General features: G+C 71.1%; 11 protein-coding genes. 5 read left to right on the forward strand and 6 right to left on the reverse strand.

What is annotated here, in order from left to right; translation table 11 throughout:
• Positions 1 to 93: 93 nt before the first annotated feature.
• The 6 genes from ACH4S9_RS34685 to rhaI all read right to left on the reverse strand — a co-directional run bounded on the left by ACH4S9_RS34685 (position 94) and on the right by rhaI (position 8,632).
• The gene (locus ACH4S9_RS34685) at positions 94 to 747 is read right to left on the reverse strand and encodes a lactate utilization protein C (RefSeq protein WP_398375520.1); all 654 of its coding nucleotides are present in this window, start codon (positions 745 to 747) and stop codon (positions 94 to 96) included.
• Positions 744 to 2,240 (reverse strand): lactate utilization protein B, encoded by a 1,497-nt coding sequence (locus ACH4S9_RS34690; protein WP_311730663.1) that lies wholly within the window; start codon positions 2,238 to 2,240, stop codon positions 744 to 746. Before ACH4S9_RS34690 ends, ACH4S9_RS34685 begins: the two co-directional genes overlap by 4 nt.
• A complete protein-coding gene (locus ACH4S9_RS34695) occupies positions 2,237 to 2,989 on the reverse strand; it encodes a (Fe-S)-binding protein (protein WP_311730664.1) in 753 nt (250 codons plus the stop codon). Before ACH4S9_RS34695 ends, ACH4S9_RS34690 begins: the two co-directional genes overlap by 4 nt.
• The gene (locus ACH4S9_RS34700) at positions 2,980 to 4,515 is read right to left on the reverse strand and encodes a rhamnulokinase family protein (protein WP_398375522.1); all 1,536 of its coding nucleotides are present in this window, start codon (positions 4,513 to 4,515) and stop codon (positions 2,980 to 2,982) included. The genes ACH4S9_RS34695 and ACH4S9_RS34700 overlap by 10 nt, the downstream gene beginning before the upstream one ends.
• Before the next feature lie 190 nt (positions 4,516 to 4,705).
• On the reverse strand, positions 4,706 to 6,751 hold the full coding sequence (locus ACH4S9_RS34705) for a bifunctional aldolase/short-chain dehydrogenase (protein ID WP_311730667.1): 2,046 nt from the start codon (positions 6,749 to 6,751) through the stop codon (positions 4,706 to 4,708).
• 720 nt (positions 6,752 to 7,471) lie between these two features.
• Entirely contained in the window at positions 7,472 to 8,632 is a 1,161-nt protein-coding gene (rhaI, locus tag ACH4S9_RS34710) for an L-rhamnose isomerase (RefSeq protein ID WP_311730668.1), read from the reverse strand.
• A gap of 312 nt (positions 8,633 to 8,944) precedes the next feature.
• Between rhaI and ACH4S9_RS34715 the strand changes: the two genes are divergently transcribed.
• The 5 genes from ACH4S9_RS34715 to ACH4S9_RS34735 are packed head-to-tail and all read left to right on the forward strand — an operon-like array spanning position 8,945 to position 13,952.
• Positions 8,945 to 10,474, forward strand: coding sequence for a sugar ABC transporter ATP-binding protein (locus ACH4S9_RS34715; RefSeq protein ID WP_398375524.1), 1,530 nt, complete (start codon positions 8,945 to 8,947; stop codon positions 10,472 to 10,474).
• Positions 10,471 to 11,505 carry an ABC transporter permease gene (locus ACH4S9_RS34720; protein WP_358847401.1) on the forward strand — a complete coding sequence of 345 codons (1,035 nt, stop codon included), beginning with the start codon at positions 10,471 to 10,473 and terminating at the stop codon, positions 11,503 to 11,505. Before ACH4S9_RS34715 ends, ACH4S9_RS34720 begins: the two co-directional genes overlap by 4 nt.
• A complete protein-coding gene (locus ACH4S9_RS34725; protein WP_358847400.1) occupies positions 11,502 to 12,491 on the forward strand; it encodes an ABC transporter permease in 990 nt (329 codons plus the stop codon). The genes ACH4S9_RS34720 and ACH4S9_RS34725 overlap by 4 nt, the downstream gene beginning before the upstream one ends.
• Positions 12,492 to 12,528: 37 nt before the next feature.
• The gene (rhaS, locus tag ACH4S9_RS34730; protein WP_311730672.1) at positions 12,529 to 13,620 is read left to right on the forward strand and encodes a rhamnose ABC transporter substrate-binding protein; all 1,092 of its coding nucleotides are present in this window, start codon (positions 12,529 to 12,531) and stop codon (positions 13,618 to 13,620) included.
• Positions 13,621 to 13,631: 11 nt separating this feature from the next.
• Positions 13,632 to 13,952 carry an L-rhamnose mutarotase gene (locus ACH4S9_RS34735; RefSeq protein WP_311730673.1) on the forward strand — a complete coding sequence of 107 codons (321 nt, stop codon included), beginning with the start codon at positions 13,632 to 13,634 and terminating at the stop codon, positions 13,950 to 13,952.
• Positions 13,953 to 13,971: the final 19 nt, after the last annotated feature.

A 13,971-nucleotide genomic window follows, 5' to 3' on the forward strand; every position in this document is an offset into this window, starting at 1 on the left:
TGTTACCGCGGGTATGTGAGCAAGGCCGCATCCGCCGCGCATCCTCTTGTGGTGTGAACGTGTGGCTCACTCGTGCGGTCTGCTCGTGTGGTTTCAGCTCTCGACCAGCACGACCTCCAGTGTCCGCGGGCCGTGCACCCCCTCCACCCGGTCCAGCTCGATGTCGCTCGTCGCGGACGGACCCGAGATCCAGGTCAGCGGGCGCGCCGGATCGAGCCGCTCAAGGGCCTGCGGTACCGAGTCCACGACCTGCTCGGGCACCCGGATGACACAGATGTGGTGGTCGGGCACCAGCGTGATGCGACGGCGCCCCTGGTCCGGGCCCGCGTCCAGCACCACCGTCCCCGTCTCCGCCACCGCCACCGCGCAGCCCGTGACCACACTGGAGACCGCGTCCAGATCGTGCGGGGTCAGCTCCGGCGTGTCCGCGATCCGCTCCACCCGCTGCGCGTCGACGGCCGACAGCCACGCGTCGGGCAGCCCGGGCGGCAGGACCACGCTGGTCGCGCCGCGTCCGTCCAGCAGCCGGGCGATCAGGCCCGGGAGCCCCTTCGGGTCCGTACGGTGCACGATCGCCCGGTAGTCGGCCAGGTTCTCCGCGAGCAGATCCACGGTCTGCGCAGTGGTCCGGTCCCCGTGCGCCCGCAGATAGCCGCGGTCCACGGGGGCGTCGGAGGGGCGCTCGGTCCGGGGGACGTCCGCCAGCGCGCGGCGGACACGGGCCAGCACCAGGTCTCGCCTGCTCACGTTGTCCTCTTCCCCTCGCCGCTCGTGCCCTCGTCGCCGCGTGTTCTGCGCCACCAGTCCCGGAACGGCTCGGCCGGCACCTCCGGCAGCTCCCGGGTGTCCGTCCACGCCCGCCCCGGCCCCGGCAGCCGGCGCGGATGGAAGCGGCGGGTACGGGAGGCCAGGCGCTGCCCGGCGCGCAGCACACCCGGGTGGTCCAGGGCCCAGCGCGCCGCCCGCATCGCGGCCCGCTCCGCGGCGTGGCCCTTCGCCGGTTTGATGACCGTCCGCGTCCCGTGCACCGACACCGGGCCGCCCTCGACCACCCGTTCGCGCAGATGGACCAGGATCTCCGGGATGTCGATCGCCACCGGACACACCTCGTAACACGCGCCGCACAGCGACGAGGCGTACGGCAGCGAGGCGTCAAGCTCGCTCTGGGTGCCACGCAGCTGCGGCGTGAGGATCGCCCCGATCGGCCCCGGGTACGCCGACCCGTAGGCATGGCCGCCCGCCCGCTCGTACACCGGGCACACATTGAGACACGCCGAGCAGCGGATGCAGCGCAGCGCCTGCCGCCCCACGGTGTCCGCGAGCGTGTCCGTGCGCCCGTTGTCGAGCAGCACCAGATGGAAGACGCGCGGGCCGTCGCCGTCGGTGGTGCCCGTCCAGGTGGACGTGTACGGGTTCATCCGCTCCGCCGTCGAGGAGCGCGGGAGCAACTGGAGGAACACCTCCAGGTCCTGCCACGTCGGCACCACCTTCTCGATGCCGACGACGGAGATCAGCGTCTCGGGCAGCGTGAGACACATCCGGCCGTTGCCCTCGGACTCGACCACGACCAGCGTGCCGGACTCCGCCACCATGAAGTTGGCGCCCGAGATCCCGACCTTCGCGTTCAGGAACTTCTCGCGCAGATGCAGCCGCGCCGCCTCCGCCAGATCGGCCGGGGCGTCCGTCAGCCCCTCCGGCGCGGGGCGGCCCCAGCGGGCCATCTGGTCGGTGAAGATGTCCCGGATCTCGGTGCGGTTGCGGTGGATCGCGGGCACCAGGATGTGTGACGGCAGATCGTCGCCGAGCTGCACGATCAGCTCGGCCAGATCGGTCTCGTACGCGCGGATGCCCGCCGTGGCGAGCGCGTCGTTCAGCCCGATCTCCTGCGTGGCCATCGACTTGACCTTGACGACCTCGCGCTCGCCGGTGGCCCGGACCAGCTCGGTGACGATCCGGTTCGCCTCGTCCGCGTCCGCCGCCCAGTGCACCTGGCCGCCCGCCGCGGTCACGGCGCTCTCCAACTGCTCCAGGTAGTGGTCGAGATGGCGCAGCGTACGGTCCTTGATCGCCGCACCCGCGGCGCGCAGCCCGCCCCAGTCGTCCAGCTCCGCGACGGCCTTGGCGCGCTTGGCGCGGATGGTGTGCGTGGCGTGCCGCAGATTGGCGCGCAGCTGCGTGTTCTTCGTCGAGACCGCGGCCGCGTCGGGGAAGGCGGGCATGCCCAGATAGGTGCCGGTCACCAGACGTCTCCTTCCGTGCTCGCCAGGATCTCGGCGATATGGATCGGGCGGACCGTCGAGCCCTGCCGGGCGAGCGTCCCGCCGATGTGCATCTGACACGAGTTGTCGACCGTGCACACCGCTTCGGCCCCGGTCGCGGTGATGTTGCGCGCCTTGTCGGCGCCCATCGCGGCCGAGACCGCCGTGTTCTTCACGGCGAACGTGCCGCCGAAGCCGCAGCACTCCTCCGCGCCCGGCAACTCGACCAGCTCAAGACCCTCGACGGCCGACAGCAGCCTGCGCGGCCGGTCGCCCAGGCGCAGCATCCGCAGGCCGTGGCAGGTGGGGTGGTACGTCACGGTGTGCGGGTAGTACGCGCCCACGTCGGTCACCTTGAGGACGTCGGTGATGAACTCGGTGAGTTCGTACGTCTTGGGCACCGCCGCGGCCGCCAGCTCGGTCAGCTCCTGGCCACGGCCCTCGGCGGCCGCCTTCGCCCCGATCCTCGGGTAGTTGTCGCGCACCATGGCGGCGCACGAGCCGGAGGGGGTGACCACGTAGTCGTAGTCCTGGAACGCGGTGGCGTAGCGGCGCACCAAGGGCTCGGTCTGGTGGCGGTAGCCGGTGTTGAACTGCGCCTGCCCGCAGCAGCTCTGCCCCGGCGGGAAGCCGACCTCGACACCCAGCCGTTCGAGGAGGGTGACGACGGCGTGCCCGGTGCGGGGATAGAGCGTGTCGTTGACGCAGGTGATGAAGAGCGCTACGCGCACGGTTCCTCCTCCTGGCCCTCGGCCCGCCCGCCCTCGACGAGGGCGGCCGCCCGGGACCACGCCGCTTGATCACCCGAAGGCTCATACTGCCTCAGCGGCTGGGTGCTGTGAAGCAGCGCACGCAGCTCGGGCAGGCCGCCGGTGACCACGCCCGCGGTCCGGGCCTGGACCAGGACATTGCCGAGCGCCGCGGCCTCCGCCGGGCCCGCGACCACCGGCAGCCCGCAGGCGTCCGCGGTCAGCCGGCACAGCAGCGCGTTGTGCGCGCCGCCGCCGACGATGTGCACGGTGCGCACGGTACGGCCGGACAGGCGCTGGGCGTCCTCGATCGCGCGGCGGTGGGCCAGGGCGAGGGAGTCCAGGACACAACGGGTGGTCTCGGCGGGGGTCCGGGGGACCGGCCGGCCGGTGCGGCGGCAGGCCTCCGCGATCCGGTCGGGCATCCGGTCCGGGGCGATGAACTCGGGGGCTCCGGCGTCGACCACGGAGCGGAGGGGTGCTGCTCGGGCTGCCTCGTCGAGGAGCGTTCGCAGGTCCTGGGGACTGCCTTCGGACTCCCAGGTGCGCAGGCACTCCTGGAGCATCCACAGGCCCATGATGTTGCGCAGATAGCGGACCGTGCCGTCCACGCCGAGTTCGTTGGTGAAGTTGGCGCGCCGGCTCGCCTCGGTGAGGACCGGGGCGTTCAGCTCCAGCCCGGCCAGGGACCAGGTGCCGGTGGCGATGTACGCGAAGTCGGGCGTGGTGGCGGGGACGCCGACGACGGCGGAGGCGGTGTCGTGGGAGCCCACGGCGGTGACGGGGACGGGGCCTTCGAGGCCGGTCGCGGACAGGATCTCCGGGCGCAGCTCTCCCGCCGGGTCGCCGGGGTGGCGGAGAGGCGGGAAGAGCGACAGGTCGATGCCGAGGGTGTCGGCGACGGCGGCGACGGCCCGGGACCAGTCGCGGGTGCGGGGGTCGATCAGCTGGGTGGTGGAGGCGTTGGTCAGCTCGGTGCCCGCCTCGCCCGTCAGCCAGTACGAGATGAGGTCCGGGATGAGGAGCAGGCGGTGCGCGGCGGCGAGGGCCGAGCTGCCCTGGGCGGCGGTCAGCTGGTAGATGGTGTTGAAGGGGAGGTGCTGGAGGCCGGTGGCCGCGTACAGGTCCTCGGGCGGGAGGACGGCGGCGACCTGTTCGGCCGCACCGTCGGTGCGGGTGTCGCGGTAGTGGACGGGGTTGCCCAGCAGCGCGCCGTCGGCGCCGAGGAGGCCGTAGTCGACGGCCCAGCTGTCGATGCCGACGCTGGTCAGGCGGGTGTTCGCGGCCCGGGCGGCCTCGGCCGCGGCGCGCAGGCCGTCCAGGACGCCCCGGTAGAGGGCGAGGATGTCCCAGTGCAGGGTGCCGCCTATGCGGACCGGGTGGTTGGGGAAGCGGTGCACCTCCTGGAGCGAGAGGGCGCCGGGGGCGACCGTGCCGACCATGACGCGGCCGCTGGACGCGCCCAGGTCTACGGCGGCGAAGCTCTGTTTGGGCGGAGTGGGTGGCACGGGATCCTCGTGTGGTGTTGTTGCGGTGCTCGGTACGGGGCGGGGGCGGGGCCTTAAGGGGCTGTCACCCTGGACCGCATATTTACGGCGCCGGTGCCCGGAAGCGTGGGGTGGGCCGGAACTTGGCGCCACACATATGCGTAAGCGTCCAGGGCACCACCCCTGCACCCCCGCCCCCCTCACGTGCGTGTCAGCGCAGGAAGGCCGCCGCGACCCCGGCGTCGACCGGGACGTGCAGACCGGTGGTGTGCGTCAGATCGCCCCCGGTGAGCGCGAAGACCGCGTTCGCCACGTGCTCGGGCAGGACCTCGCGCTTCAGCAGGGTGCGCTGGGCGTAGAACTTGCCCAGCTCTTCCTCGGGGATGCCGTATGTGGCCGCGCGCTGTGCGCCCCAGCCGCCCGCGAAGATTCCTGAGCCCTGTACGACTCCGTCGGGGTTGACTCCGTTGACCCGGATGCCGTGTGCGCCCAGTTCGGCTGCCAGGAGGCGCACCTGGTGGGCCTGGTCGGCCTTGGTGGCGGAGTAGGCGATGTTGTTCGGCCCCGCGAAGACGGAGTTCTTGGAGGCGATGTAGATGACGTCGCCCCCCATGCCCTGGTCGATCATGACCCGGGCCGCTTCGCGGGAGGAGAGGAAGCTGCCGCGCGCCATGATGTCGTGCTGGAGGTCCCAGTCCTTGGCGGTGGTTTCGAGGAGGGGCTTGGAGATGGAGATCCCCGCGTTGTTGACGAGGAGGTCCACGCCTCCGAAGGCCAGGAGCGCTTCTTGGAAGGCTGCGGCGATTTCGTCTTCGGAGGTGATGTCGACGGTGACGGGGACGGCCTTGTCGGGGCCGCCCAGGTCGGCTGCTACGGCCGCGGCGTTCTCCGCGTTGATGTCCGCGACGACCACGCAGGCGCCCTCGGCCACCAGACGTTGCGCGATGGCCTTGCCGATGCCCGAGCCGGCGCCGGTGACCAGGGCGATACGGGTCGCCAGGGGCTTGGGCTTCGGCATCCGCTGAAGCTTGGCCTCCTCCAGCGCCCAGTACTCGATGCGGAACTTCTCGGACTCCTCGATGGGGGAGTACGTCGATACGGCCTCGGCGCCCCGCATCACATTGATCGCGTTGACGTAGAACTCGCCCGCCACCCGGGCCGTCTGCTTGTCCTTGCCGTAGCTGAACATCCCGACACCCGGGATGAGCACGATCGCCGGGTCGGCGCCGCGCATCGCGGGGGAGTCGGGAGTGGCGTGCCGCTCGTAGTACGCCTGGTAGTCCGTGCGGTAGGCGGCGTGCAGCTCCTTGAGACGGGCGATCGTCTCGTCGAGGGGGGCCGTGGGCGGGAGGTCCAGGACCAGGGGGCGGACCTTGGTACGGAGGAAGTGGTCCGGGCAGGAGGTGCCGAGCGCGGCCAGCCGCGGGTGTTCGGCGCGGGAGACGAAGTCGAGGACGGGGGCGCTGTCGTTGTAGTGGCCGACCTGCGGGCGGTCCGTGGAGGCGAGGCCACGGAGGACGGGGGCGAGCGCGGCGGCGCGGGCGCGGCGCTCGGCCTCGGGCAGGGGCTCGTAGCCGGAGATGGCGGGGCCGAAGGGGTCCGCCTTGCCGCGCTCGGCGAGGAACTGCTCGGCGGTGCGGATGATACGGAGCGAGTTGGCCTCGCACTCGTCGGAGGTGTCGCCCCAGGCGGTGATGCCATGACCGCCGAGGATGCAGCCGATGGCCTCGGGGTTGGCCTTCTTGATGGCGGCGATGTCCAGGCCGAGCTGGAACCCGGGGCGGCGCCAGGGAACCCATACGACCTGGTTGCCGAAACACTCCTTGGTGAGCGCCTCGCCGTCGGCGGCACACGCGAGCGCGATGCCGGAGTCAGGGTGCAGATGGTCGACATGGGCGGCGTTGACCAGGCCGTGCATGGCGGTGTCGATGGACGGCGCGGCGCCGCCCTTGCCGTGCAGGCAGAAGTCGAACGCGGCGACCATCTCGTCCTCGCGATCCACCCCTGGGTAGACCTCGGTCAGCGCCCGCAACCGGTCCAGCCGCAGCGCGGCGAGCCCGGCCTCGGTCAGGGTCCCCAGGTCGCCCCCGGAGCCCTTCACCCACATGAGGTCGACATCCTGCCCGGTCACCGGGTCGGTCGCGGTGCCCTTGGCGGAGGTGTTCCCGCCCGCGTAGTTGGTGTTCCGGGGGTCCGCCCCGAGGCGGTGCGATCGCTCCAGCAGGGTGGCCGCTTCGGGGTGCAGTTCTGCGGTCATGTTCTTCCTCTTCGTGTGGTTGATGAAGTCGGCCGATCCCCGCCACGGCGGGGTCGTACATTCCCGGCCAGGTCCGCGCCCGCCCCGCCTGGGGTTCTCCCCGCGGTGGCTCCCAGGGACGGCCCGAAGCCCCCGGTCCCGGCCGGAGCTCTCGTGCCGCCGCCCGCCAGTGGCGGGTCCGGGCAACCAGCCTCCGGTGCGGCGTGCCCCGGTCCCGCCTGGGTTCTCCCGGTGGTGGTTCCGCGGGATGGCGCGGAGCCACCGCCGGGCCTGGCGGTCCCGGCCGGAGCTCTCGTGCCGCCGCTCGCCAGTGGCGGGTCCGGGCAACCAGGCCTCCGGTGCGGCGCGCCCCGGCTCCGCCTGGGGCTCTCCCAGCCAGGGCCGTGGGGCGGAGCCCCCGTGCCTGGCCGGGACGGCGCCCCGGTGGTGGCCGGGGTCCAGGGGCACAGCCCCGCCACATGGACCCGCCTGGGGTTCTCCCGGCGGTGGCTGGGTGCCCGTCCCCGCGCCCGGCCCGCCCGGCCCGTTGGCGGCGGCTCCCCAGCGGCGGTTCGGAGCCCTGGCCGTCGGCCGGAGCCCTCCTGCCACCGCCCGCCGGGGCCGTGGGGCGGAGCCCCCGTGCCTGGCCGGGACGGCGCCCCGGTGATGGCCGGGGTCCAGGGGGCGGAGCCCCATGGTTCGGGAAGGGGCGGGGTGGGGAACAAAGCCCGCCGCCAGGCGCTACGCGCCCCAGCCCGCCTGCGTCCCACCCACCCGCTCCGCCACGATCCGCTCCGCCCACCCGGAGGCCTTGTACGCGGCCATGGGATCGGGGTCGATCCCCAACTCCTCGCGGACCTCCGCGAGCAGCGGCCGCACGTCGGTGTTGTACGCGTCCATCAGCACCGCGTTGGAGCCGAGGACATCGCCGGAGGCCTGGGCGGCGGCCAGCGCGTCCCGGTCGACGAGGAGGGCCTTCGCCGTCGCTTCCTGCACGTTCATCACCGAGCGGATGATCGCCGGGATCTTCGGCTCGATGTTGTGGCACTGGTCCAGCATGAACGCGACGCCCGAGTCGAGGCCGCCGCCGCGGACCACCTCGTACATGATGCGGAAGAGCTGGAAGGGGTCCGCCGCGCCGACCATGAGGTCGTCGTCCGCGTAGAAGCGGGAGTTGAAGTCGAACGCGCCGAGCTTCCCCTCCCGCAGCAGCAGCGCCACGATGAACTCGATGTTGGTGCCGGGCGCGTGGTGGCCGGTGTCCACGCAGACCTGAGCCTTGGGGCCGAGCTTGAGGCAGTGGGCGTAGGCCGTGCCCCAGTCGGGGACGTCGGTGGTGTAGAAGGCGGGCTCGAAGAACTTGTACTCCAGCAGCAGCCGCTGGTCTTCGCCCAGCCGCTCGTAGACGGCCTGGAGGGCCTCCGCGAGGCGGTCCTGGCGGGCGGCGATGTCGTCCTGGCCGGGGTAGTTGGTGCCGTCGGAGAACCAGAGCTTCAGGTCGCGGGAGCCCGTGGCGTCCATGATGTCGACGCACTCCAGGAGGTGGGCGAGCGCCTTGCCGCGGATCTCGGGGTCGGGGTTGGTGACCGAGCCGAGCTTGTAGTCGTCGTCCTGGAAGACGTTGGAGTTGATGGCGCCGAGCTTCAGGCCGCGCTCCTCGGCGTGCTTGGCGAGCGCCGCGTAGTCGTCCACCTTGTCCCAGGGGATGTGCAGGGCGACGGTGGGGGCCACGCCGGTGAAGGCGTGCACCTGGGCGGCGTCGTCGAGCTTCTCCTGGGGGGTGCGCGGAACACCGGGCTGGGCGAAGACCTTGAAGCGGGTTCCAGAGTTGCCGTACGCCCATGACGGCGTCTCGACGGCCTGGGTCTTGAGGGCCGCCTTCACGGCCGAAAGGTCAGACATGCGTCTCCTCGAAGGCAACTATGAAACGATTCAACAGACGCTAGCCGTGTGGACGGCCGGGCGTCAAGAAGCAGTGCGACCCCTGGGGTGGGGTCGCTGACGTGGAAAAACGATTCAATGCTGAAGCTACTGGACCGTAGGTCCACGGTGTGCGGTGCGTCAAGAGGGATGGCAACGACTTGATTTACCTGGCGCATACCCCCTTGACGGTCGCAAATCGCCGGGCTAGCTTCCCGGCACTGACTTTGAAACATTTCATTTTCCCCGGGCCGGAAGGCCACCCTCGCAGGGAAGCAAGGAGACACCGACACCGTGAGCCAGGCTGTTTCGACCGGAGTTCCGGTCCTCGCCCTCAAGGGGGTGAACAAATCCTTCGGCGCCGTCCGGGCCCTGCGGGACGTCTCGCTCGAGCTGTTCCCCGGCGAGGCGCACGCCCTCGCCGGCGAGAACGGTGCCGGCAAGTCGACGCTCATCAAGACGCTCGCCGGGGTGCACCGCCCCGACGCCGGGCAGGTGCTGCTCGACGGTGAACCGGTGGTCTTCCACGGCCCCGCGGACGCCCGTGACGTGGGCATCGCCGTCATCTACCAGGAGCCCACGCTCTTCTCCGACCTGTCGATCGCCGAGAACATCTTCATGGGCCGTCAGCCCCGGCGGCGGCTCGGCCGGATCGACCACAAGGGGGTGCGCTCCGCGACGGCCGCGCTGATGAGCCGGCTCGGCGTGGCGCTGGACCCCGACCGGCCCGCGCGCGGGCTCTCCATCGCCGACCAGCAGATCGTGGAGATCGCGAAGGCGCTCTCCTTCGACGCCCGGGTGCTGATCATGGACGAGCCGACCGCCGCCCTCACCGGCAGCGAGACCGCCCGGCTCTTCTCGGTCGTGGAGGCGCTGCGCGCCGAGGGCGCGGCCGTGCTGTTCATCTCGCACCGGCTGGAGGAGATCTTCCGGCTGTGCCAGCGGGTGACCACGTTGCGGGACGGCCGCTGGGTGGCCTCCGAGCCGCTGGAGGGCCTGACCGAGGACGACCTGGTGCGCCGGATGGTGGGCCGGGACCTGGACGAGCTGTATCCCAAGCAGGACACGCGGGTCGGCGAGACGGCGCTGTCCGTGCACCGGCTGACCCGCGAGGGCGTGTTCCGGGATGTGTCCTTCGAGGTGCGCCGGGGCGAGATCGTCGCGCTGGCCGGGCTGGTGGGCGCGGGCCGCACCGAGGTGGCGCAGGCCGTGTTCGGGGTGGACCGGGCGGACGCGGGCGAGGTGCGGGTGGCGGGCACACCGCTGCGGCCCGGTTCGCCGAACGCCGCGATGGCCGCCGGGCTCGCGCTCGTACCCGAGGACCGGCGCCAGCGCGGGCTGGTCATGGAGATGTCCATCGAGCGCAACATCGGCCTCACGGGATTGGACCGGATCCGTAGCGGAGGGCTCGTCAAGCGGGCCCTGGAGCGCGGCCGGGCCACCGACTGGGCCACCCGGCTCCAGCTCAAGTACGGCAAGCTGAGCGACCACGTCGGCGTGTTGTCCGGCGGCAATCAGCAGAAGGTCGTGCTGGCGAAGTGGCTGGCCACCGATCCCTCGGTGCTGATCGTCGACGAGCCGACGCGCGGCATCGACGTCGGCACCAAGGCCGAGGTGCACCGGCTGCTGTCGTCGCTGGCCGCCGAGGGGCTCGCGGTGCTGATGATCTCCTCCGATCTGCCCGAGGTGCTGGGCATGGCCGACCGGGTCCTGGTGATGCACGAGGGCCGCGTGGTCGCGGAGATCCCGCGCGCCGAGGCCACCGAGGAATCCGTCATGGCCGCGGCGACCGGCCGTACCGGCAAGGGAAGGGCTGCGGCATGACGGCCACCATCGAGAAACCCACGGCTCAGGCCGAGGCGGGGCGGTCGGCGCGGTCGCTGGTCGACACGGTCTTCCGCGCCCGCGAGATCAGCATCGCCGGGGCCCTGGTGCTCCTGGTGCTGTTCACCTGGATCGCCGAGCCCCGCTTCCTCAACAGCCAGGGCGTCAAGGACCTGCTGCTCAACGCCGCGATCCTGGTACTGCTCGCGGTGGGGCAGTCCGTGGTGGTGGTCACCCGCAACATCGACCTGTCGGTGGGCTCCGTGGTGGGGCTCTCCGCCTTCGCCTGCGGGAAGTTCGTGTCCGGCACGGACCACGGCCCGCTGCTGGTGGCCCTGCTCGGCATCGCGGTCGGCGCGCTCTGCGGCCTGGTCAGCGGCGCGCTGGTCAGCTTCGGCAAGGTGCCCGCGCTGGTGGTGACCCTCGGGATGCTCTACATCATCCAGGGTGTCGACTACTGGTGGGCCGAGGGCGAGCAGATCAACGCCGCCGATGTGCCGCAGCCGGTGCTCGACCTCGGCAGCGGCAGCGTCCTCGGTATCCCGTATCTGCCGCTGATCTCCTTCGCCGTGCTCGCCGCGACCGCGTACTTCCTGCGCAGCTTCCGCAGCGGGCGCGAGCTGTACGCCATCGGCTCCAGCCCGGAGGCCGCCCGGCTGGCCGGGGTGGCGATCCGCCGCCGGGTGCTGGGCGCGTACGTCTTCTCGGGCGCCGTGGCCGGTTTCGCGGGCGCGCTGTGGCTGGCCCGCTTCGGCACCGTGGTCGCGGACAACGCGCACGGCTGGGAGCTGACGGTGGTCAGCGCGGTCGTGGTCGGCGGCGTGGCCATCGTCGGCGGTGTCGGCACGGTGTGGGGCGCGGCGCTGGGCGCGCTGCTGCTCACCACCATCGGCAGCGCCCTGTCCGTGCTGAAGGTCGACTCGTTCTGGGAGGACGCCATCGCCGGCGCCCTGCTGCTGGCGGCGATCAGCGTGGACCGGATCGTCAATGTGCGCATGACCCGTGCGCTGAGGAAGAGGAGCGCCCGATGAGCCCGCTGCGCGGAGCGCTGCGCTGGGACACCGCGGTCGGTGTGCTGCTGGTGGCGGTCTTCGTCACGGGGCTGGGCACCACCGAGGGTTTCGCCGCCCGTGACAACCTGGCCTTCGCCTTCAACGACATCGCCGAGGTGGCGCTGATGGCGCTGCCGATGACGCTGCTGGTGGTGGCCGGGCAGGTGGATCTGTCGGTGGCCTCGATGCTGGGGCTGAGCAGCGCCCTGACCGGGCAGCTGTGGGACTCCGGCTGGGCGTTCGAGACGATCGTGCCCGTGGTGCTGCTGGTCGGCGTGGCCGGTGGCCTGCTGAACGGCTGGCTGGTCACCAAGGTCGGGCTGCCCTCGCTCGCCGTCACCATCGGCACGCTCGCCCTCTACCGGGGGCTGGCCTCCGTGGTGCTCGGCTCCAACGCCATCACCGACTTCCCCGAGACCTACGCCAAGTGGGCGGTGGACACCACCACCATCCCCGGCACCTTCATCACCTATCCGGTGGCGCTGTTCATCGTGCTGGCCGTCGTGGCCGCCGTGGTGCTCCACGCCACGGGTCTTGGCCGGTCGCTGTTCGCCATCGGCGCCCAGGAGGACGCCGCGTATTTCGCCGGTATCCGCGTCAAGCGCATCAAGCTCCTCCTGTTCGTGGTCACCGGGCTGGTCTCGGCCTTCGCGGGCGTGGTGTTCACCCTCCGCTACGGCAGCGCCCGGGCGGACAACGGCTCGGGCTTCGAGATGCTGGTCATCGCCTCCGTACTGCTCGGTGGCATCGACTTCGACGGCGGGAAGGGCACCCTGTTCGGCGCGGTCGCCGGAGTGCTGCTCATCGGCATCCTGAAGAACCTGCTGACCCTCAACGACGTGGCCAACGAGGTCCAGGTGATCGTCACCGGGCTGCTGCTGGTGGCCTCCGTCCTCACTCCCCGTCTGATCTCGACCGTCAGCGAGTGGCGCCACCGGAGAGCCGCCGCCACCGCCTCCAGCTGACGACGCACCACGTCACACTTCCCCGAAAGGTTTCCCCATGTTCCTTCGCACGTCTTCCCGGCGCCGCGCCGCGGCCTCTGTCGCCGCGGCCTGTGCCCTGGCCGTCACCCTCGCGGGGTGCGGCGGCACCACCAAGAAGGACTCCTCCGACAACAACGGTGGCGACGCCAAGGCCACAGACGCGAAGGCCAACCCCGACGCCCCGCTGAAGAAGGGGCTCAAGCTCGCCTTCCTGCCCAAGCAGATCAACAACCCGTACGAGAAGATCGTCGACGACGCGGGCATCAAGGCCGCCGACGAGTTCGGCGGCAAGGGCAAGGAGGTCGGCCCCTCCGACGCCAGCGCCTCCTCCCAGGTGTCGTACATCAACACCCTCATCCAGCAGCGCCAGGACGCCATCCTGATCGCCGCCAACGACCCCAACGCGGTGTGCGGCCCGCTCAAGCAGGCCATGAAGAAGGACATCAAGGTGGTGGCCTACGACTCGGACACCGCCAAGGAATGCCGCCAGCTGTTCATCAACCAGGCCAGCTCGGAGGAGATCGGCCGCAGCCAGGTCCAGCACATCGCCGAACAGCTCGACTACAAGGGCGAGATCGCGATTCTCTCGGCCACTCAGAACGCGACCAACCAGAACACCTGGATCGAGTTCATGAAGGACGAGCTGAAGAAGCCCAAGTACAAGAACATGAAGCTGGTCAAGACGGCCTACGGGGACGACGACGACCAGAAGTCCTTCCAGGAGACCCAGGGCCTGCTCAAGGCCTACCCGAACCTGAAGGGCATCATCTCGCCCACGACGGTCGGCATCGCGGCCGCCGCGCGGTACATCAGCGACTCCTCGTACAAGGGCAAGGTCGTCATCAACGGCCTCGGCACGCCCAACCAGATGCGCAAGTACGTCAAGGACGGCACCGTCGAGCAGTTCTCCCTGTGGGACCCGAAGAAGCTCGGCTACCTCGGCTCGTACGCGGCCGCGGCGCTGGCGTCCGGGCAGATCACCGGCGCGGAGGGGGAGAAGTTCAAGGCCGGCGAGCTCGGCGAGTACACCATCGGCAAGGACGGCGAGGTCATCCTCGGCCCGCCCACCGTCTTCGACAAGGGCAACATCGACGACTTCGACTTCTGAGGCGGCCCGGCATGCAGCGCGTCTGCTTTCTGCTGAAGGTCCGCCAGGACCGGCTCGACGAATACCGTGAGCGCCACGCGGCCGTGTGGCCCGAGATGCTCGACGCCCTCTCCGCCACCGGCTGGCACAACTACTCGCTCTTCCTGCGCGAGGACGGCCTGCTGGTCGGCTATCTGGAGACGGACGACTTCGCGGCCGCGCAGGCGGCCATGGCGCAGACGGATGTCAACGCCCGGTGGCAGGCGGAGATGGCGGAATTCTTCGAGGCGCTGGACGGCGCGAAGCCGGACGAGGCGATGAAGCCCCTGACGGAGGTCTTCCACCTCGCGTAGCCCCGGGAGGGGCGGGACG

It is taken from the genome of Streptomyces sp. NPDC021225 (assembly GCF_044332865.1).
GTDB lineage: Bacteria > Actinomycetota > Actinomycetes > Streptomycetales > Streptomycetaceae > Streptomyces.